Origin of the sequence: Colwellia sp. BRX10-9 (assembly GCF_014077405.1) — a bacterium.
Classification (GTDB): Bacteria; Pseudomonadota; Gammaproteobacteria; order Enterobacterales; family Alteromonadaceae; genus Colwellia_A.
The window spans coordinates 170,147-192,441 of record NZ_JACGVV010000002.1 but is presented as its reverse complement, the minus strand read 5'-3'; the positions used below and the strand labels follow the sequence as shown (position 1 = coordinate 192,441).

The window sequence follows — 22,295 nt, the reverse complement described above, 5'->3', positions numbered from 1 at the left end:
ATCAGAAACACCGATGCCGCTATATTTTGTTATTCAAGAATAAAGAACAAAATTTAAACTACCTATATTGTCGACTTAATATGCTTAAAAGCATTACAATAATATGACTTACTTTTTAGACCTTCTCTTTAAGGAAGACAAATGCACTTATATAATGACCAATTCTCAAAAGAACACAATTTTAATGAGAATAACTCTCCTAATAAAGTTTTGATAATATGTTCAACACAAAGATGTGGCAGTCATATGCTAGGTCATGCCTTATTTGAAACAAAAGATTTTGGATTTCCCCTAGAATACGCTAATGCTGTAAATTTAGAAGAATGGAAAAAAAGATTAAAAACAAGTTCTATTGGAGAAACCATTAGCAAATTAAAAAAAATCAGGACTTCAAATAATTCTGTTTTTTCCATAAAGTTGCATTATCAACATATTGAACAGTTTGGTACTTTTGAACAAGTCCAAAAAGTCTTTCCTAACGCATATTATGTTATTCTTTCAAGAAAAGAACTTTTAAAACAGGCTATTTCATTAGTCATAGCTGATCAAACGGGTGTTTGGATTAATGGTCAGGAGCAAACATCTTCTACTGTAACGTATGATTCAAAAGAAATAGATAGACAATTACGTGTTGTAATCAAAGAAAACGCCTCTTGGCGATATACATTGGCACTCACTGGTAGTAATTATATTGAAATGAACTTTGATGATGTGAAAATTAATATGCCACAATCTATCAAAAAGATTGCAGACTTTATGGGCTTAAACATTACCAAGACCATAATACCTGAATCCCCTACCACTAAAAAACAAAGTTCAGCTATCAACAAAGAATGGGAAAGTCGTTTTTTAAATGAAAAACACTTAGTAACGCCTCTACACCATCCTAAATCATTTAGTAGTAAAGTCTTGTCAAAGATAAAAACTAGATGAATAAGTCCATATTATTAATCGCTTTTGATTCTTATCCAAGCCAAGCTGTATCCACTCAACGAACAATGGCTATGTTCAAATATTTAAATAAAATGGGCTATCACACGATATTATTAACAGCAAAAGCAAATACTTACCCTTTCAAAAGTGCGGATAACTCATTTGAAGTAAAAGAAAATCAGTATATATATAGAGCAAGTGCATTTAACGTTAAAGAAAAACTAGCAGTTAATGGGAAATATATTGGTGCTTTAGCTACTCCAGATCATTTTTCACCATGGATAATTTCTTCAATTTTACTTGGAAAAAAAATAATTAAAAAACATAATATTGATTTTATTTGGTCAACCTATCCGCTCCCAAGTGCACACGTAATAGCTAGTTTTTTATCCATAACTTATAAAAAAATCTGGTTAGCTGATTATAGAGATCCTGCTCCTTATATACATACAACTAATGGTAAGTGGTTAGATATGATCCACAAAAAAATAGATAATATTACTTTTGAAAACGCAAAAAAAATAATATTTACTACTAAAGAAAGTAAAAAATCATATGAAAAACACTTTGGTGTAAGTAATAAATTTTGCGTAATTGAAAATGGCTACGATGAATCAACTTACATAAAAGCATTAAAAATATTTAACTCCTCTCCTCAAAAAGAAAAAGAAAAATTCACTATCTACTATAGTGGTAGTTTATATAACAATGGGAGAAGCCCTGATAAAGTTTTTCACGCTATACATAAATTAAAACAAAATAACGTCATCAGCCAAATGAATTTTCAGTTAATATTTCAAGGTAATATAAATTTTGATGATTATTTGGAAATGATAACTGAACTTGGTATATCAGATGTTATAAAATTTAAATCACCTGTTTCTCATATTCACTGTATTGTTGAAATGCTCAATAGTGATTTATTGCTGCTTATCCAAGGAGAAAATTTTAATATTCACGTGCCTACAAAAATATATGAATACATAAGAACAGGAAAGCCTATAATTATAGATAGTCCTAGCAAAAGTGCAACAGCTCAACTTGCTAATAAATTCTCTCAATGTAATTTAGTTGACGGTGTTGATGAAATAATAGAGGTTATTACCACAAAAATACGTAGGAAAAAAACATCACATTTAACCAATATTTCTATTTCTAATCAAATTAACATGACCAAAGAATATTCAAGAGAATATAAAGCAGAGCAACTAGATAAAATTATTAAATCAATAATCTAAATTATTAGCCTTCCTTATTGTGAATGATTTTCATTACTTCACCCGCACACCAATCCCAATTATATTTTTTAAATAGCTTTGCTTGTAGTTTATTATCATGAGGCTTGGATAAGACATTAATTAATCCGTCAGACATTTCCTTTATATCCCCAGACTTAATTATATCTCCTAAACCTGGCTCTGACGCCATTATTTCTGGCACACTGCCCACATTTGTTGCTACTGCAGGCGTCCCACACGCTAAGGCTTCAGTTAAAACATTTGGACTCCCTTCTCCACGACTTGATAAGCAAAAAACATCTGCTGCGTTATACCAAGTAACTAATTCACTATTTGCAACAGAGCCAACAAAAACAACCTTATCATGCAGAAAATATTTTTGAATTATGTTGTTTATTTGGACTCGGCAATCCCCTTCTAGACCCTGAGAGCCTACTATATAAAATTTAGTGTTTTTTAGGTGTTCATTACTTATAACCTGAGGTAAGGCGTTTATTACAACGTCAAAACCCTTTCTGAAAATCAACCCTCCGATACCCAGTATTACTTTTTCGTTCGGTGGTAGGTTTAGTTTTTCCCGACATTCCTGCTTATCTTGGTAATAGAATTTTTCAGTATCAACTCCATTTCGGATCACATGAGTTTTCTTCCCAGTATCCGATAACTCATCGGCCTTTTTGGCCATTTCGTCGCTTAATGAAATAATACGGTTCGCTTTTTTAAGGTAATGGGCAACAATATACTTCCTTATACCTGTATCCCCTAGATGAAAAGCTTCCATACCGCGTAAGGTTACATTAAAAGGACAACCTATTTTATTTGATAACCAGCTCCCTGTAGGTAAATCAGGAAATGTCCAATGTAAATCAATTAAGTCAAAATCGTCGCCTATTTGCTTTATTATAGATTGAACAGCTTTACGGTATGTTAAAATCTCAATAGATTTAAGATGCCCTGGAATAGATAAAAATCTAGGATGATGAATATCAATACCTTGCAGTTGCTCAAATTTTGGAATCTTTGAAAAGTGCGAAAATTTATCTACATATTTATGTAGCGGCGAATTTGGGATTGGGTTAATTACCGTAATATCAGCGTATTTACTCATGGCTTTAAGCCGATTCAACACAAATATCCCATGATTAGGCTGAAGTGCATTAGGAAATAAGTAACTAATCGCTAATATTTTTAATTTTTTCATAGTTAATCTGTGTTTTTTCTTAACCATTCTTCAAGAACTACTAATTGCCATAAAACTCGATGATGATCGAATTTATCATTGTTATGCTCATCTATTAGCTGTTGGATGCGTGACAATTTAAAATATTCAGTCAAACGAGTTTCATCTGATAGTAACAAGCCTGCTGTATATTCACGTAGGTCATTTTGAAACATTAATTTTAGCGGAGTTGGAAAACCCATTTTTTTACGATAGATGATTTTTCGTGGCAAGATCCCCTCCATCATTTTCTTTAAAGGATATTTACCTTCGCCATTCTTAATTTTATGCTTACTTGGTATTGTTGCTGCAAATTCAACAAGACGATAATCGAGAAAGGGAACACGTAACTCAAGTGATGCAGCCATACTCATACGATCAGCTTTTATTAATAAATCGTCTGCAAGCCATGTTTTAGTATCAAAATATAGCATTTTACTTAACAAATCCTTCCCTTGGGTTTTATTAAATAACGAAGAAGAAAAATTTCTACTGCTAATCTGGCTTGAATGCTCTATTTCAGTTTTAAATTCTGATTTATATAGTGCCTCTTTATGATGTTCTTCATAAGTAGACATTCCTTTATAACGTTGTTCTATAGGTAAAGTTGCCATATTTAGATATTTAGATATTTTATGGCTTTTACTTAACAGCTTATTTGAAATACCGGCAAAGAGTTCACTCCCTTTTTGCCCGACAACAGCACGGTACTTTTCCAATACATTCATATATTGGTATAAATCGTATCCCGCAAAAATTTCATCTGAACCTTCACCAGATAAAGCAACAGTTACTTTTTCCTTGGCTAATTTTGAAACAAAAAATAAAGAAATAGCCGCTGATTCTGTAACAGGCTCATCCATTAAGCTTATAAATTCAGGGATAAACTCTTTAAATTGAGCTGGCGTAATTTTTATCTCATGGTGCTCGGTATTAAATTTATCAGCAACTTGTCTAGCATAAGGGGTCTCATCAAAATTTTTACCAAAATCATATCCTATAGAAAAAGTTTTAAGTGGCTCTTTTACTCTTTCCGCTAGCAAACCGACCACAGCACTAGAGTCAAGACCTCCGCTGAGGAATATTCCCAAAGGCACATCACTTCGTAAGCGTAAATCAATAGCGCTTTCCAATAACTTTTTACTCTCTTTTAGATAGAAATCAAAACCTTTGTCATCTTTAGGATCATTATCAAAGGTTAAATCCCAATATTGAGTAATATTTAACTCATTACCCATATCAGTATTTTCTTTGAGTACGGCATAATGACCAGGCATCAATCTTTTAATACCTTTGTGTAATGTATTCTCTCCGGGAATATAGCCAAAACTCATATAACTATCAATTAGCTGTAGGTTAAGGTCTGGTTTCTTATCTAAGCCTTTTAAAATAGCTTTAGTTTCTGATGCAAAAATGAACTCATTATCGGTATGAAGATAATAAAGAGGCTTTATACCAAGACGATCTCGCGCCAAAAACAACTCTTTTTTATTACCATCCCAAATAGCAATAGCAAACATACCATTAAAATGTTGCAAGCATTCATGACCATATTCAATATATGCTTTAAGAACAACTTCAGTATCGGTATGAGTTTCAAACTGATGACCTTTTGCAATTAATTGCTCTCGAACTTCAATATAATTATAAACTTCTCCATTATACGAAATAACACAATTTGAAGCTTTATCTTCCCTTGGTTGGTGCCCTGCAGGTGTAGGATCAATAATACTTAACCTAAGATGGCTTAATGCTAATTTTTTATCATCATCAAACCAAAACCCACTATCATCAGGACCTCTATACGGCATGGTGTCCAGCATAGAAGAAAATCTATCATTGTTTATTGTTAAAAACTTACTTTTTATTCCTAAAATACCGCACATGAACAGAAAACCTTATTAATTTAATTAAACCAATCAGTAAAAAACAGCCTCATAGATAACAAAAGAATAAATACCTACACCCATAACTTATGTTAATTATCTGACTACACCTTTAAAGGCAAATGCTAACCTCAAAACAAAGAAAGATTCCCTATCTTCCCAAGGTGTAAATCGAGGCAAAGCAAATAAATTACTTTTATTTTTATTTATCACCCCCCAATCAGAACTTAATGCTGCTTTAAATTTTAATTTCTTTAGCATATCAATATGACGTTCATCAAAGTCCAAGTTTAATTTTCCATTAGGATAGGCTAGAAGTTGTATGGGTTTTTGTATAATACTCTCAAGTATTACCTTACTTTTATTAATTTCTTGTAATGCCGTATCATCTGACTCTTTCATTAAAATAGGATGTTGATGGGTGTGTGCACCTATAAGCATTCCATTATCACTCATTTCTTTAATTTGGTCGTTAGATAAAAATCTATGGGGGATGTTGGGGTGACCACATTGATTATATATTATATCGATTAAATGATGACGCTCTTCTATCGTTTTATATTTTATTATTTCAACTAGCTTTGTTATTGATATTTTTTTATCTTCTTTTGTGCTGATGTTATAATTAATATTTAATAGTTTAAGTTTGGGTATATTAGTTTGATTAATTGCTTCTACTATTTTATCAAACCAAAGGCAGCCTTCATTTATGCCTGCTGTAGAAATAAAAAAAGCCCCTGAAATTCCATTTTCAATAAGAATAGGAAATATAATGTCATAGCTATCAACGTACCCATCATCAATAGTTATAGCGACCGCTCTTAATGGTAAGTTTCCATTCTCTTGAAGCTCTAAGGCTAAATCTAGCGGAAGGATATTGAAGTATTCTTTCAACCAAAAAATCTTTTTTTTAAAAAATTCTTCATCAAGAGCGTCAACAAAACCACAATTCATCTGCTTTGAGGGTAAGACACGATGAAAGTTTAAAACAATTAACTTTCTAGTCTGTTTCGAAGAAAAAGTATCTGAAATTAATTTAGTAACAATTTTAAGCCAATTCATTTCAATTTTGAACTAAAGATTTATAGAGAGGTAAATAATGATTCACGCTTTTTTCCCAATTCCTCTCTTTTTCAACATATTTTCGTCCCTCATATTTCATAGATGCTTGCAAATCGACATCATCAAAGATACACAACACTTCACTTGTTAAAGATTTAACATTATCACTTTCAAACAAACACCCATTTATTTTGTGAGTGATTAATTCCTGGTGTCCATCAACATCAGATGCTAAGACTGACTTGCCTTGTGCCATAGCTTCTAAAGGTTTCAAAGGTGTTACTAACTCGGTTAAACGCATTGATTTCCTTGGGTATACTAATAAGTCAATTAAGCTATAGTAGTCTGAAACAGTATCATGTGGCACACGACCTGTAAAAATTATATAATCATCAAGTGATAATAAGGCGACTTGTTCTTTTAACTTTTGTTCTTGCACGCCTCCTCCAACTAAGAGTAATCTAAAGCTATCATCTTCTTTAATTAATTCTGTCATTGCACTAATTAATAAATCTAAACCTTCATAATCATAAAAAGATCCAATAAATCCTAAAACTTTGCATTTGTTTAACCGTAGACTATTTTCTAAATCAGTTTTCTTTCCTTTGATTAAGTCGAATTGCTCTAAACTTACCGCATTGGGAATAATTGTTACTTCTCGTTTTGTAATTTTCCGCTTTTCTATATCATTCTTTAAGCCTTGGCAAATAGTTGTGATTGCGTCAGCCCCTTTAAGAACTTTGTTTTCTAATGCACGTGTTAGTTTATATCGAAAATCACCTTCTTTACACGAACCGTTATCAACAGCAGCATCTTCCCAAAAAGCTCTAATTTCATAAACAAATGGTAAGCCAAATTTCTTTGCAGCCATCATTGCAGCCATACCATTTAAAGAAGGTGAATGAGCATGAATAACATCTGGTTTTTCAATTTCGATAATATTCAAAATTCTTTTCTTTAAGGCTATAATCACCAAAAACTGATTGAATATAGGTATTGAATTCATGAAACCGCCAACAGGCTTGGTTCTATAAAAATGAAAGTCTTCAACTTTTTCTACTCCCTCCAAATAGTCGCCGTGCTTAGTGCTAGTTACATGGCAGGTATGCAGACCTAATCTTCGTTGCATTTTCAGTATAGAGCGTGTACGAAATGAATATCCATCATGCAATGGAATTGAGTGATCGAGTACATGTAAAATTTTCAAATTTACTTCCTTATTATAGCTCTCCTAGTTTTAAACTATGAATATGGAAAACTAAAGTTCCTAACAATTGATAACTACAGCGCTAACAAGATACTATCTTTCATGAAAGATGTATTATTAAATTTAATTAATTACAAATATTTTAACAAGTTATGGTCTTATTGAAGTGGCCAACTTATTTTGGCTACGGATTTGTACACAAGCTAGTATGTTACCTCTAATTCTTTTGGTATCTGGTGCACAACTGCACTACAGATAATGCTTTTAGCATTTACGATTTCATTGAATTCAATCCAGTCTTACACAAATTTGTCATGATAAAAGAACTTAATTTATTGAACAAAAAAAACTTACTCAGCTTATTCTTTAGAAGTTAGTGACTTTTCATAATATCCTGATATTTGTCGATAAGCGCTACGTATTGCTATTAACGATGGTTTCTCTACAAACCTAGTGGTGAAATAAGCTAATAATATAGAAACACAAATTGCTGTAATAATAGATATAATTGGATCAATACCAAGCCCATAAAACTTATTAATTATTACGTAACCTATATTCTGATGTAATAAATATAAAGAATAGGATATACCTCCTAAAAATATTAATGGCTTTACTGATAAGAACTTTAACCTTCCCGAAATTGCAAAAAAGAAAAACACATAAAACGCTAAAGAAATTAAAAATACCTTTTGAGAAAATACAAATAATGTAGATATTAAACATAAAGCAAGTATAGCGTATGTAAGCTTATTGGCTGATTTATTGACTACTTTGTAAAAACATATACCAGCAAGAAAATAAGATAAATATTCAAGAATAAAAAGTTTATTCAGCCAGAATGAAATTTCAATAAAACCTTGAGATTGTAATATAGAAATTAGAATTAACGGACTAAATAGATACTCAGTATACCTTAGTATACCAGTTACGAAGAAAGTGAATATCCAAAAATAGAAAGTTAGTTCAATCGTCAAAGTCCAATATACGCCATCAATATGCTTGCCCCCTATATACTCATGAAACATAAAGATATTCATGATAGCTTGATGTATATTAACTTCCCTTCCTGGCAACCCCCAAATAAATACAATAGTAAATGTTAATATGGCTGAAAACCAAAATGTAGGGTATAACCGAGAAAAGCGTGAAACTATAAAGTCCACTGGCTTATTAACCCTATTCAATGTCCAATAAATAACGAAACCACTAACCATAAAAAACAGTTGAACTCCGAACTTTCCTAGTGCTGCCCACTCTACTGATAAGGCCTCATGACCATAAATATTGTTATAGCGATAAAAGTAGTGAAATATAACTACAGCTAGTGCAGCTATCCCTCTTATAGCATCTAACTCTACAAGCCTATTATTTTCCATAAAATCCCACCCCCCATTGGTGTTGAATATACTGGCCTGTAGTGATAATTATGTTATGAACAACAATAATTAACACTACTATATTTTAACCAATTACACTACAAAATTGGTGTAAAGTAGCTATGCACACCCATTCAAAATTTTTGGTATCATAATATCACCCAGTTCTCTTTTGTAATGAGCAGGCTCCCAAAAATATTTTAATTCATTCTCTGTAAGCTTATCATCTGATTTTTCGTGGCCTAAATTAGTGAAATCGCAATAACTGATCTTACTGGAAAAAACATTTTTCATTAAGGTTCGCCAACTATTGAAAGAATCTAAAAGGTCATTTTCGGCCATTATTGTGTAGTATTCTCTATGGTAAGGGTTAATGAAAATGTTAACTTTAATACCGTTTTCCATCCAAACTCTTATGTATTTTTGTAATATAGATAAGTGGCTTTTTTCGTGTGTCAGCATTGATTTTTCATCCCAAACCTTATTTTTAAACATATTATTTAACATCTTAATTTTCTGTTTAAATAGAACGCCTTGACCTTCAAACTTGATTATTGGTTGGTAGTCGTTAGCTGGATTAAATCCATTTTTTAGTCTGTTGGCTGCAAATTGATTTTGTTTAAATATAGTTATTATAGAAGCTTTTAGTGAATCTAAAGACCAAAGCGCACCATATTTGTCAGATAATGGGCTAATATTTAATGAGGGTGGGGTGAACTTATAGTTCTTAGTTGTTAAAAAATCAGCAAAATCAATTGCTATAATTAATTCTTGTATATCAGAGTTTTCAATAACATTTTGAGTATATTGTAGTTGTGAAATCACTCCTATACCTGGAATACCTAAATTGTAAACTATTAACTTGTCATTAAAACTTCCATGCATTGGGTCTAGCCCCATTTCTACTCTTGAATTACCAACTATCAGTAAATTTGGATTAGCATATACAGGTTGATATTTTTTGAATATTCTAATTCGTTTCGAGGATTCAGGTTTGACAGTATTGAACCCAATAAATCTTTCTATATTAAAAATATTATATGGGTTAATAAAATAATTGAATGTACCAAATATAATAAATAAAGCTAATGAGATAGTAATTAAGTTTCTTAAGTAACGATAATGTGTCATATAAACATCCATATCAAAATTGAAAATAAAGAAATTCAGATACTTGAGACAATGTCATTATACCTGTAATTAATGCAACAGAGATTATTGTTGCCCATACTATATTTTCTTTCCATTGAATATCCTTACCTATTGAAAAATATAGCCAATAGGTGTTTTTTATCTCGTATGCTCTTGGGCTTAACGACCCTTTGTGTTTAGAAAACAAATCCTGTGTATTTGGCAACAATAAGGTCATTGGTAGTAATATTAATATCCAAATCCAAGTAAATACAAAGCTATTCCCACCACCTAAGTGTGCTTTTATACCTAAACTTGTAACTACTTCTTGTAATGAACCTAATCTAGTCATTATGGCATTCGGAATTGAAATTCCATTCACTCCACTCATACCTTGTAAAATAGTAATGGCAGCATCGAAAGTAGTGGCTCTAAAAAATACCCAACCTACGACTACAGCTGTGAAGGTTAATCCCCATGCAATTAATTTTTTAAATGAATTAGGAATAGGTATTGACCAATACTGAGTATACTTTACCCAAGCAAGATTACTCATTAAATAGAAACCATGTAAGGCCCCCCAAAATGCAAAATTCCAGCCAGCACCGTGCCAAACACCTCCAATAAACATGGTAAGAAATAGATTTTTATATCTAGAGAAAGTTCCTTTTCTGTTACCACCTAGAGCAATATAGACATAATCTCTTAAAAAGTTGGAGAGTGTAATGTGCCATCGCCTCCAAAATTCGGAGATATTTATTGCCTTATAGGGAGAATAAAAATTCAATGGTAAAATAATACCAAATAAACGCGCTAGTCCTATTGCCATATCTGAGTACCCAGAGAAGTCAAAATAGAGTTGAAATGTATAAGCTAAAGCACCTCCCCAAGCTATGAAAAAAGTTATAGGATCACCAGTGGTCGCTGCTGCATCGAATACTATATTTGAATATGGAGATATTCCATCAGCTAGTACCGTCTTTTTGAAAAAACCAATAGAAAAAATACTTAAGCCAATAACAATGTTTTTTAAATTGATCTTAAACCTATCATTTTGCATGAATTGAGGTAGCATTTCTTTATGATGAACAATAGGGCCTGCGATTAATTGCGGAAAAAAAGTTACAAATAAACAATATTGCAAGAAATCATATTCGTTGGTTTCATTTCTATATGAATCAACTAGAAAAGCTACTTGCTGAAATGTAAAAAAGGATATTGCTAGTGGTAATAATATGTATTCAAAGTTAAAACTTAGTTCTGTAACATTCTGCAATTGTTCAACAAAGAAATTAGCATATTTAAAATATGCTAATGATCCTATATTAACGGTGATTCCAAACCATAGAGTACATTTTCTTAATAAGGGACTATTTCCATGACCTAAGACGGTACCTAATGTATAGTTAAATATTATAGAAAATAAAATTAAGCTTAGATATGCAGGATTCCACCATCCGTAGAAAAAGAAGGAACATAGTACAAGCCATGCCATAGCTGGCCGGTGTTTATTCCGATTTCCTAGAGCAAAGAAAATAATAAGAGTTATAGGTAAGAATAAAAAAATAAATTCGAATGAATTGAAAAGCAAGTGAGTCCTTGTCCATTGTAAAAAATGTAAAACTGAAACTACTTTATCAGATAACAAAGGATTAGTAAGCCTTTAATATACCACATACGAGTATATGCTTCTGACGATTATCACTAAACAATTGTAAGCGTATAGCTAACGGCACCTGCTGTTAGCTATACGCTTACGATCTTGGCTGCGCATAGTTCCCATAAATTTCTCCAAAATTGTTTTGAAGTAATTTACGTAACCCAAGGATCATTTGTTAGATGCATTTAGCCAGACGCTCACCGTCAAAGTGACGATGATGATTTAACAGATTTAATGCCGTGGAATGTGCAGCTAGACTTCGATTATAGCTAAGCGCACTGCTTAATTGTGCGCTTACGAAGTAATTAGATGCAAGTATCTTTGTCTTATAGGGATCTAGTTAGGCAATTCGGCATAGTTTTTCTTTCGGTATAAACAGTAAAAGCCAACGGTTTGCTGGTCGACAACTATTTACAATTTTGTCTAGATGAACTTGCTAACAAGCCTGAAAGCCTTACTCATCTGCTGCCTTGGAACTTCAAGTAAGGCTAGATGCACTTCCCCAGACGCTTACTTTATATTAATATTAAAGTTCAAGTTCAAGTGCAAGTTGAGAGATATAGTAGTCCGTTATTGAGATTTTACAGACATACCACAACATATTAATTTGAGGTATTCTCTCTTAGGGTTTGCAAACTATCTTAGCATTACAGACTTATAATAGACTCTACTTATCAAGTTATATTGTTACTTTTCGCCCCCACTTACGTGCGGGTTGCTCTATATATCTAAATGAATAATGAGCAATAATGACCGAAACAATGACCAGAGAGAAACACTCAAAATAAACAATATAGTTGTCAGAGGTAGTATATATCCCCACAGATTTTAGCCAATTATTGATTTGAATAACTAACCAGTGCCACATATATAACGAATAAGATATATTGCCCAAATAAATACATGGACGATATGAAAGTACTTCCCCAATTTTACAATCCATCACAGATAAATATACTATCAGCATTACTGCAGAAGGTAAAAAAAAGAACCACAATTGCTCTATTAACATAGCGCTTACCATTATTGGCAAAATGAGGTAGCTTAACTTGAAAGTACAACATTGGAAGTACGTCTTTAATTTTAACCTTAAGAAAAAAAACAAAAAGCCCAAACTGAACTCAAAGAATACTCGAACCATTCCGCCTAGAGACATACCGCCATAGCTACTCCAATCGAGTACAAAAATAAACAAATGGTGTGCAACAAAACATAACAACGTCAGCATTATTATATGATTTGTATTGTTAATAAACGATTTAAAATAAAGCATAAAGGGAAATAATAGATACATGAAAAATTCAGCACTTATCGACCAAGATACTGTATTCCATGAAATATCTACCAATCCCCAGTTTTGAATCAAAAATACATTTAGTATGAACGATTGTAATGTGAAAAAATGTTCCGAATAACGCTCACTAAAGCCACTTAGCGTTAGCACAATTAATAATGTGAATAACAAAGTAACAATATGTAAAGGATAGATTCTTGCTAACCGTGCGCTCATAAAAGTCACAAAAAATGATTTAATTCCTAACTTACTAAAATTTTGCTCTTCATATACATAAGCAAGAATAAACCCACTAAGTATAAAAAACAGGTCGACTCCCAAGCTTGAATATTGAAATAAACTAAAAAATAACAAGCCTTGTTCTGCATACGTTGAGTTTATATGCATAAGTACTACCGCGATTGCTGCAAAACCACGTATGCTAGTTAAAGCTGGAATATTTTTTTTTGTTTTCTGGGGAGTAACCGTCATTAATCCAATCTTCCATCATATGAAGCGCCAATACCTTGACCTTGATCTAATCGTACCTCACCACCGCGGTCTTCATTGTATTGAAATAAAACAGGGTAGAGGGTTTTAGTTTTGATAAAGGCTTCATGGTTTAAGCTGTTAAATAAATTAAATTCCGTTTGGACAGAATTAATAATATTGTCATGCCCATCTAAAAAAAGGTTATTCATACCACTAATTCGAAATCTCTTACCCACCTTAGGGTATTTATCTGAAATAAGTTCTCCTGCACTAGGAATAGAGAATTTAAAATGAAATGAGTTGTTATAGGCGATCAATTTTATATTCTTTTCATCTAACTGAAAAAGGTAACTTTTATCAGTATTTGAATAAATACTATTATTATAGAAATATAAAGTTCCACTTCTAGGTACTTTAGAGTTATCACCACCAAAGTGTATAATTCGATAATTATTCACAGGGTCTTTCTTTATCAATGTATTGCCATATACATAGGCATTGGAAATTTTGCTTTTAGGACTCTCTACTAAGTCTAGAATGCTATTTTTCCCACCCTCAACCCAATTATATCTAAAAATCAATGTCTCGGCACGGGACTTAAACTGTTGTCCATCATTTAGAAGTTCTCCTATATAATTAAACTCTACTATTGCAACAGAGCCTTTTATGTTATCAAAATAAATATTGTGTGCTTGAGTGCTGTATTTCGATACACCATTATTATAAATCTTACTATTTTTTAACGTTATGCTGTCATAGTGACTAGCAAATAAACCATTCTCATTGTTATAACTTATAATTTTGTTCAGGGTAATTGCGCTCGCAAATCCAACTCGAATTCCTGCCGCATTATTTAAATACTTCATAGGCTTAATTGTACCTATAAACGGAACATTCTTAATTGCGTTTCTAACCTCAATATTTTCGACATAGATATGTTCTGCCTTCTGTCTGCCGTATTGACCAATTAGAATGATTTGGCGGTCCTCATTCCACAAGTACTTTCCATACATATTATTCGCAGATGCATTTTCACCATCGAAAATAGGCGGATTACCATATTTATCTGATATACCTATAACCAATATAGGCTTAAATTTTGTGCCCGTGCCAGTTATATAGAGTTTCTCATAATAAGCTGCACGGTCTTCTCTAGCAAAAATACGAACTACATCACCAGAATTGAGTTTATGTAAGGGTACTTCATGAGTAGAGTAATATTCTTTATTCGGTCCAATATTATATACACGAGCTGTTGGTTCAGTAATGACCACAACACTTTCAGCAACTTTCGAAAATTTAACATTTCCTTTATAAGCAGATATTTTAACATTATAATTACCCATTTTTTTGTAAATATGGATTGGTTTTTTTTCTGTAGAATCTATGATGCCATCATTTTCAAAATCCCACTCCCATCTACTAAATTCGCTTTCAGAAGTGTAACCAAATTGTATAGGATTATTTATTATTCCTTGGTCTTTATCGACGGTAATATTTATACTGAACTGATTAGGAATGAAGTTTGCGCTTATTTTCAAGTCCTTATTAAAAACAAATGAACATTCTGAGTTTAGACTACATAATGATGACCCTTCCCATTTATCAAAAATGCTACTTGATAAATTATGAACTGCCAAACTTACGTTCGAGTTTGACGGTATCAAATATGCACACTTTTCCCTACAATGTTCTTTTTTATTTCCATAAGAAACAACAACCTCGCCCCCTGACTGCACTACTAAATATAACTCATTGAATTCAAATTGATCTTTACTACACCCTAACAATATATTTAGGAAAACGAAAAAACATAAAAACTTACCGATTCTTTTCATATTAGTTATCACTACACCGATTTTTCTTTAATAAAAAAGTTAATATAAGTTTTTCTATTGTATTTGGCTTTCCAATAAAGAACCAAAATAGATAGATAATTACAGGATACACCACAAGCCAAAATATAAAACTAAACGTCAGGCTCATAAGGGAACTATCAAAAGCAAAATACTCTTTCATAACAAAAGCTAAATAATAAATTAATATACAAGCAAAAAAAGACGAAAGCACTTGATAAAGGGCTTGTCTTATATTGAAGTTCAAGCATTTCGACACTCTATAAAAAAAAGCGATTCCCATTACTATACTGCTTATCAATTTAAAATACAGCATCATATCTATACTTGTGTAATACATAGCCAATGGGAAACTAAATATATAATATATAACTAATATCCATTCACATTTTACTGCGAATAACAATTTCCCCTCTAGTATTAATATTTGTTTACTATATCCGGCAATTACATCAACAGAGAGAATAAGTGTTAAAATAGGTAAATATAAAGTAATTGTTTCCCACTTACTCGACAATGCAATGTCGACAAATTCAGAGCTTATGGTCAATAAACCAAAACAGGCAGGCCATACAATTAAGCTAACAATTTGTAGCCCTCTAGTCACATTTTCAATATATTCTCGCGGATATTTTTTATTTTTTGAAAGCGAAGGGATTAAACTACCAATAACGGGTGTTGTTACTTCCGTTGAAGGAATAGAAGCGACTGTTTGGGCCATTGTATAAGAGCCCAATTCTTCCGATGAATAATATTTACCAATTAAAATAGAGTCGAGTTTGTTTTTTATAAAGATAGCAAAGTTACTTCCAAGACTTAATTTAGAGAATTCCCATATTTCATTTTTACTCTTAAAAGAAAATTTAGGACGAAATGGGTGGATGAAATAACTAACGATTAATGAAGTAATTCTTATAGCTATTGTTCCATATACTAAAGCCCAATAACTTTCTAATAAAACGGCTAACGCTATATTAACAATCGAGCCAATTAATTTTGGAGTGATAATGTAAATTGAAACTCGGTTGAATTTGAGCTCTTTTTTAAGAATATCTGCACTTATATTTTCAAATCCACCTATCATTATTGATACTGAAATGAGCTTTATTGGGAGCACTAAATCTGGTGTGTCATAAAACTCGCCGATAAGAGGAGCAATTAAAAACAATGCACTGCCAATAAAGATCATTTTTAAAACATTAAATGTCCATGCAGTGTTTAAATCATCGGTAGTCAATGACTGTTTTGCGATGATAAACCTACCAATTCCAAGGACAAGTACAGTTTCTAGAAAACTCACGCTAATGTTAATTAGCGCCATTACCCCATAATCACTCGCAGAAAGGTAGCGAGCCAATATAATTATACTAAAGACACCAAGAAACCTAACTAGCCATTGACTCAGTCCAAGCCATACGGCTCCTGTAGCAGCGTCCTTTAGCATAATAAAATACGCATTATGTCAATAACGATTTATTTTTAAAGATATGTTCAGATAAGCCTTTAGCTTGACTGGCAATAGAAAAATTTTGCTTAACGTGAGCTGGCCCCTCGGTATAACAAGTATTCGCTAAAATATCATCATCTAAATATGTTTCGATCGCCTTAACAAATTGTGAAACATCCAATTCTGTTAGTATTGTCCCAGTTTTATCTACAATTTGATCTAAAGCACCTTGGCTATTAATTGTTACCACTGGCTTACCCATAGCCATAGATTCTGTAATAACATTACTTAGACATTCTAAAAAACACGCATGGATTACAACGTCGGCGACTTCAAAAAAAGGAAAAATGTTATCCTGTTTACCAGCAAAGGTGCAGCTATTAGTAAGCTGATTCATTTCTACGTAGCTTTTTGCTGCCTCCATTGTCTGCCCTTCACCAACGTGAATATATTGAATATCACTTCTTTTTTCATTTAGCGCTTTAATGACTTTCAAGATAAATTCTATATTTTTTTCTGGCCTCATTTGAAAAACACTTAACACTACTTTCTTCTTAGGGTCTTTTACGTAGATTATTGATTCTTTCTTAGCGTTTTCTAAATTAGAAGTATCAATACCATTTCTAATTAAGGTGACCTTAGAATCACTTATTCCTAAAACATCAGGAAAATTATTTTTTGCTTCCGTATTAATTACAATATATTTATCAAATGAAAATATTGACAGTTTATGTATTACTTTTTTAACAAAAGATTTAAATTTAGAACTTCGTAAACTTTCATAATCTACTGCATAACGGCTATACATAGTTACTCTGATATCTCTAAATTTGAAAAACAATACGTGAAGCCAGAAAAAACCTCTATCAATGTATATGACTTCCTTAATGTTTTTATCTTTAATGAACTTATCTAGTTTATTCTTGTTTTTCAAATCAAATTTATGACAATCTAATTCAACCACTTTTAAATAAGATTGATCATGTTCAAGGTTTACTTTAGGGTAAGCAATATAACAATCAATCCCCCTATTCCTCAGAATCTTAGCTACTTCGCTATACGACTGATGAGCTCTTCTAAGCATTAAGCCCGTACTATCAGCCCAATTCATTGCAAATAAAACACCCTTCATGGAGCATTCCTCTTTATCTAAAAATGTTATTAAGTAAATTAAATCAGCCTTATTAAACTACACTTTACTCTTTAGTTCACCGATCACTTTTTCGATATTTTTCAAATACTTAAGTGATGCGTATCTTGTTGGCCCTATATAATGTACGAACGTCTGGTCTAGGGTGTTTTGGTGAGGTACATCATAATGCGCGGTATTTAATACACTATTAGGTTCTATGTTAGAGACCATTACATTACTTGAAAATTGCTCTGTTCCCCACTCTTCCCATCTATTTCCAAGCTTTGAATAGTAGTGTTGACTAAGGTCTACAAGCTTTGTTTTATCTAATTTCCCTTTAGGAAAACCCGCAAAACCAGAACACCCTCTGACATACATTGAAAAATCTTCTGGTAAAGTAGTTAACAATGATTCACAGAGTAGTTGTATGTGCTTATTGCTGTCTTTTCTAGATTTTGCAAATTCCACACTTTCTTGAAGAGATTTAAATGCTTTCCCTTGGTTAGTACCCAAAGTGAAAGCTGTTTCTGATAAAACAGCCTCTATTACCTGTTCTGGTTTTTGGTTTGTAATTGTATCTGCATCTATTTGTATTATATAACCGTTGTTATTATTACTTGCGATAGCAAAAATACGTTCCCAAGTTCCTCCTCTTGGTATATTTGAATCAACCATTTCATCAGCTTTAATAAAAGTTACGTTTACTAAGTGATGCTTTAATAACTGTTCATCTAAGTCTGTAATATCGGGATCTTTTACAATCAGAACACCTTTGATAGGAACAAACCTGACAAAGCTCTTTAAAGCGATTAAAAGCATATTGATATCTTTGGATCTTACCATTGATAATATATATAAGTCGCTTTTATCATTGAAGTTACTTAATGGATTAGTTTCTAATATTTTTTTCGCTTTATTATTAAACCTAGACTTGATCAGCTCTTCTTTTATTCTATTTATTATTTTCAACATAGTTTTCAAAATCACCTAGTTATTCGTTATTTTACTATCTGCAATAGCTTCTATATTTATTCTTTCAATACAGACAAGAATACCAATTAATACATAAATTAGATCATAATATGCAAAGCTAAGCAAAGCTCCAGATGTCATATACACTAATAAAATTGTCTTTATAGCTTTAGCCAATTCCCTAAGCCAACTATGGGTCCCATTTTTGGCTAACCTTGCACTAAGCCGAAACGACTTATACAAAATCAAAAGAAATATGAAAAGACCTACAAAACCGGCATCCCCTAATACTTGAAAATATATGCTATGCGCGGCTTTCCCTTTTTGACTGGTTGTATTTTCTGATGTGATAAAATCAAATTTATGAATATCTATGTAATATAATTGCCACACGGCTAAATGCTGAACTGCATTTTGGCCTCCACCAAAAACTGGATTATCAATAGCTAAAAGTGTTGCCAATTTCCAAGCAGTTGTTCGACCAAGAAAAGACTTATCTTCTTCTGCATGCTCAATTGTTTGCATTCTACTCGTCCACTGGTCTGAATTAATAGTTAACGCTAGAGAAATAAAACTAAATGCAATAATTAAAAACAAGAGTTTTCGTTTCACTTTTAAAAAAATCTGCCATCCAACAATAATTAGACCAACAAATCCACCTCGTGAAAAAGAGCCAATAACACATACAACAGATAACCCGGCGAGTCCCAAGAATCCTAATTTGACATACTTGTACCGCACTTGAGATGCCATATAAAAATATAATGGTAGAACCATCAATATCGCTAGAGCAAACAAATTATTATCTGTCATCATCGAGTTCTCGATACCAACTATTGTATAGTTGCCAGCAGAAACTACATATTTCAACCCTTCAAAGAATATATTAAAACCAACCCCAATCAATAGAGCGATTAAAAATGTTTCTATCCGATTTTTTGTTGTCAACAACGTCATGACTAACATGCTAAATATGATAGCTTTAAAAAAGTCTGCCCATACCTGCCAAGTTAGATCGCTACTGCCCATTCTTAATGTATTCGAAATTGTAATATGAATTAAAAACAAAATAAGTAAATAAAATAAACTAGTAAAAGGAGGTTTTTTTAATGAATCTTTGTTAATAAGCATGGAGATAATAGTAATAATAGCTAGTAAAAGCGTGTAACGAATGTCTGTTGCAAAGCCCCATAGCATATTTTTAGGAACGGCCATAATGGTCCATATCCAGGCACATAAACCAATAAAAGGATTTCTAAGTGTTAAAAAAACAAATGGTAAAAATAATAAAATAAAAATTGTATCTTTCATTTACTTATCTTTCTCAATAACTTTTTTTTGATCTTTCCTGTCTTGTTGATCACCTTTAATTAAAAAAAAGATAACAAACATCATGCTTATAAGAAAAACTATTGAACTCATTTTAATTCACCAAATAATGCAAAGGAGTGATTTTTATAATAGCCTGAACATAGTCGAATATTGTATTATTTCGAAAAAAAATATTCATACTACTCATGATTTTGACCAGAATTTTTTTCGAGAAAAGAGCTAAAAACAAGTAATGACCATAAGGCTGTATCATTATTTTTTAGTCCACTGATATGTTCCTTAATAATTTTTTCAATATAGACCATATTAAAAAGCTTTGATTCTTTCATTACTTCAGAGGTTAATCGAGTTTGTATCATGTTAGATAAGGGCCCCCTAAACCAATCACATAAAGGTACGCAAAACCCCATTTTTTTACGATATAAAATATCATTTGGCAATCTTTTTTCTAATTGTTTTTTAAATTCAGCTTTAGTTTCTGAGCCAACAATATTTTTTGATGAGTCAATATTAAATGCCCATTCAACAAATTTATGATCAAGTAGTGGAACTCTAACCTCTACACTATGTTGCATACTAGCCCGGTCAACTTTAGTTAAGATATCGCCGGGTAGATAAGTTTTAAAATCTATATATTGCGCTCTTTTTAGAGAATCGTTCCCTTTAAATTTATTTCCATAATATTGAAATAGCTCCAAAGAAGAATACCCATTAAGGTTTTTCTTTAGAACATCAGAATAAAGAATATTGAGCTGGTCTTTTCTTTGAATTGACATTGTATTATGAAAAGCTTCAATGTCATCCATAGCCAAAGATTGGAAAGTAGTTTTTGCCCTTAAAAATCTAGGTGCCCAATCAAGTTTAGGATATATTTTAGCTAGAGTGCCAAAAACTATCTTTCTTACAGAACGAGGAAACCTATCTCTTATCTTTTGTTCGTTATTATGCATCAAATGGTTACGATATCCTGCAAACAATTCATCTCCTCCATCACCAGACAATACGACGGTTACCTTTTCTTTGGCTAATTCACAGACTCTAAAAGTGGGCAAGCTTGAAGGGTCTGCAAAAGGTTCATCATACCAATCAATAATTTGGTCTATCAGTTCAAAATCATCTTCATTAATCGTTCTAGTATGGTGACTAGTTTTGTACTGCTCAGCAACCTGTTTAGCGTATTCTAATTCATCAAACTGTTTATTATCGAAACCAATAGAACAGGTGTTGACCGGAGTCGTTTGTAGAGAAGCCATATGCGCTACAATAGCACTTGAGTCTATTCCACCAGATAAAAATGCACCAATAGGAACTTCTGATTCCATTCTAATACCCACAGCTTCAGATAAACGTTTATCAAACTCTTGCAGCTCAATTTTTTGTTCACTACTTTCATTTAATTGTAAATCCCAGTATTCATGCTGTATGATTTTTGTTTTTTTTCCTTGTTTTAAAAGAAGAAAGTGACCTGGTTTCAGTTTACTCACTTTACTGTATATTGTTTTAGGTTCAGGGATGTATCCTAAGGAAAAATAATCTTCTACTGCTTGATGATTAAACTCTTTATTAACTTTTCCACTTTGCAATAATACTTTAAGCTCAGAACCGAAATACACGGTCCCCTTATCTTCAAAGTAATACAATGGCTTGATTCCTAGTCTATCCCTAGCAATAAATAAGGTTTTTTTCTTGTCATCCCATATTGCAAATGAAAACATGCCCCGAAGTTGATGAACACATTCTTCTCCCCATTCAACCCATGAGTGTAAAATCACCTCAGTATCACTGTGGGTTTTAAATTGATGTCCTTTAATTTTAAGCTTTATAGCTAATTCTTTATGGTTATATATTTCACCATTAAAAACAATAGTGACAGTTCCATCACCAGTTGTTATCGGTTGATGACCAGAAGAAATATCTATTATAGATAAGCGTCTGTGTGCTAATCCAATCCCGTTATCATAAAAATATCCCTCATCATCAGGCCCTCTATGTGATTGAGCGTCATTCATCTTCTCCAATAAAGATATATCTACGTCAAGAGAAGAATAGTTAAATATACCAGAGATTCCACACATT

At 32.2% G+C, this 22,295-nt stretch carries 16 protein-coding genes; 2 read left to right on the top strand and 14 right to left on the bottom strand.

The features are described 5' to 3' along the window. Positions 1-141 precede the first annotated feature (141 nt). Both H4J69_RS02085 and H4J69_RS02080 read left to right on the top strand, forming a co-directional pair. Entirely contained in the window at positions 142-933 is a 792-nt protein-coding gene (locus H4J69_RS02085; protein ID WP_182244329.1) for a Stf0 family sulfotransferase, read from the top strand. After that, the gene (locus H4J69_RS02080) at positions 930-2,171 is read left to right on the top strand and encodes a glycosyltransferase (RefSeq protein WP_182244330.1); all 1,242 of its coding nucleotides are present in this window, start codon (positions 930-932) and stop codon (positions 2,169-2,171) included. The genes H4J69_RS02085 and H4J69_RS02080 overlap by 4 nt, the downstream gene beginning before the upstream one ends. Before the next feature lie 4 nt (positions 2,172-2,175). Here the strand turns inward: H4J69_RS02080 and H4J69_RS02075 are convergent, their stop codons facing one another. From H4J69_RS02075 to H4J69_RS02010, 14 genes are all read right to left on the bottom strand, one after another. Beyond that, on the bottom strand, positions 2,176-3,372 hold the full coding sequence (locus H4J69_RS02075; RefSeq protein ID WP_259367695.1) for a glycosyltransferase: 1,197 nt from the start codon (positions 3,370-3,372) through the stop codon (positions 2,176-2,178). Positions 3,373-3,374: 2 nt separating this feature from the next. Next, entirely contained in the window at positions 3,375-5,276 is a 1,902-nt protein-coding gene (asnB, locus tag H4J69_RS02070; RefSeq protein WP_182244332.1) for an asparagine synthase (glutamine-hydrolyzing), read from the bottom strand. Between the two features lie 96 nt (positions 5,277-5,372). Continuing rightward, positions 5,373-6,338, bottom strand: coding sequence for a polysaccharide deacetylase family protein (locus tag H4J69_RS02065; RefSeq protein ID WP_182244333.1), 966 nt, complete (start codon positions 6,336-6,338; stop codon positions 5,373-5,375). 1 nt (position 6,339) lies between these two features. Continuing rightward, a complete protein-coding gene (locus H4J69_RS02060; protein WP_182244334.1) occupies positions 6,340-7,545 on the bottom strand; it encodes a TIGR04063 family PEP-CTERM/XrtA system glycosyltransferase in 1,206 nt (401 codons plus the stop codon). Between the two features lie 359 nt (positions 7,546-7,904). Continuing rightward, entirely contained in the window at positions 7,905-8,924 is a 1,020-nt protein-coding gene (locus H4J69_RS02055) for an acyltransferase (RefSeq protein ID WP_182244335.1), read from the bottom strand. A 120-nt stretch (positions 8,925-9,044) separates the two neighbouring features. Beyond that, entirely contained in the window at positions 9,045-10,055 is a 1,011-nt protein-coding gene (locus tag H4J69_RS02050) for a hypothetical protein (protein ID WP_182244336.1), read from the bottom strand. A gap of 13 nt (positions 10,056-10,068) precedes the next feature. After that, positions 10,069-11,550, bottom strand: coding sequence for an MBOAT family protein (locus tag H4J69_RS02045; RefSeq protein ID WP_259367694.1), 1,482 nt, complete (start codon positions 11,548-11,550; stop codon positions 10,069-10,071). Positions 11,551-12,394: 844 nt separating this feature from the next. Then, a complete protein-coding gene (locus H4J69_RS02040; protein ID WP_182244338.1) occupies positions 12,395-13,480 on the bottom strand; it encodes an acyltransferase in 1,086 nt (361 codons plus the stop codon). Beyond that, the gene (locus H4J69_RS02035) at positions 13,480-15,318 is read right to left on the bottom strand and encodes a hypothetical protein (protein WP_182244339.1); all 1,839 of its coding nucleotides are present in this window, start codon (positions 15,316-15,318) and stop codon (positions 13,480-13,482) included. Before H4J69_RS02035 ends, H4J69_RS02040 begins: the two co-directional genes overlap by 1 nt. Position 15,319: 1 nt before the next feature. Continuing rightward, positions 15,320-16,780: an oligosaccharide flippase family protein gene (locus H4J69_RS02030; RefSeq protein ID WP_182251917.1), complete on the bottom strand. Its 1,461-nt coding sequence runs from the start codon at positions 16,778-16,780 to the stop codon at positions 15,320-15,322. A gap of 13 nt (positions 16,781-16,793) precedes the next feature. Next, the gene (locus H4J69_RS02025) at positions 16,794-17,915 is read right to left on the bottom strand and encodes a glycosyltransferase (RefSeq protein WP_182244341.1); all 1,122 of its coding nucleotides are present in this window, start codon (positions 17,913-17,915) and stop codon (positions 16,794-16,796) included. 57 nt (positions 17,916-17,972) lie between these two features. Beyond that, positions 17,973-18,887 carry a hypothetical protein gene (locus H4J69_RS02020; RefSeq protein ID WP_182244342.1) on the bottom strand — a complete coding sequence of 305 codons (915 nt, stop codon included), beginning with the start codon at positions 18,885-18,887 and terminating at the stop codon, positions 17,973-17,975. Between the two features lie 15 nt (positions 18,888-18,902). Further along, positions 18,903-20,198 (bottom strand): putative O-glycosylation ligase, exosortase A system-associated, encoded by a 1,296-nt coding sequence (locus tag H4J69_RS02015; RefSeq protein ID WP_182244343.1) that lies wholly within the window; start codon positions 20,196-20,198, stop codon positions 18,903-18,905. Between the two features lie 200 nt (positions 20,199-20,398). Continuing rightward, positions 20,399-22,294, bottom strand: a complete 1,896-nt coding sequence (locus H4J69_RS02010; RefSeq protein ID WP_182244344.1) for an XrtA/PEP-CTERM system amidotransferase — start codon at positions 22,292-22,294, stop codon at positions 20,399-20,401. Between the last annotated feature and the right edge of the window lies 1 nt (position 22,295).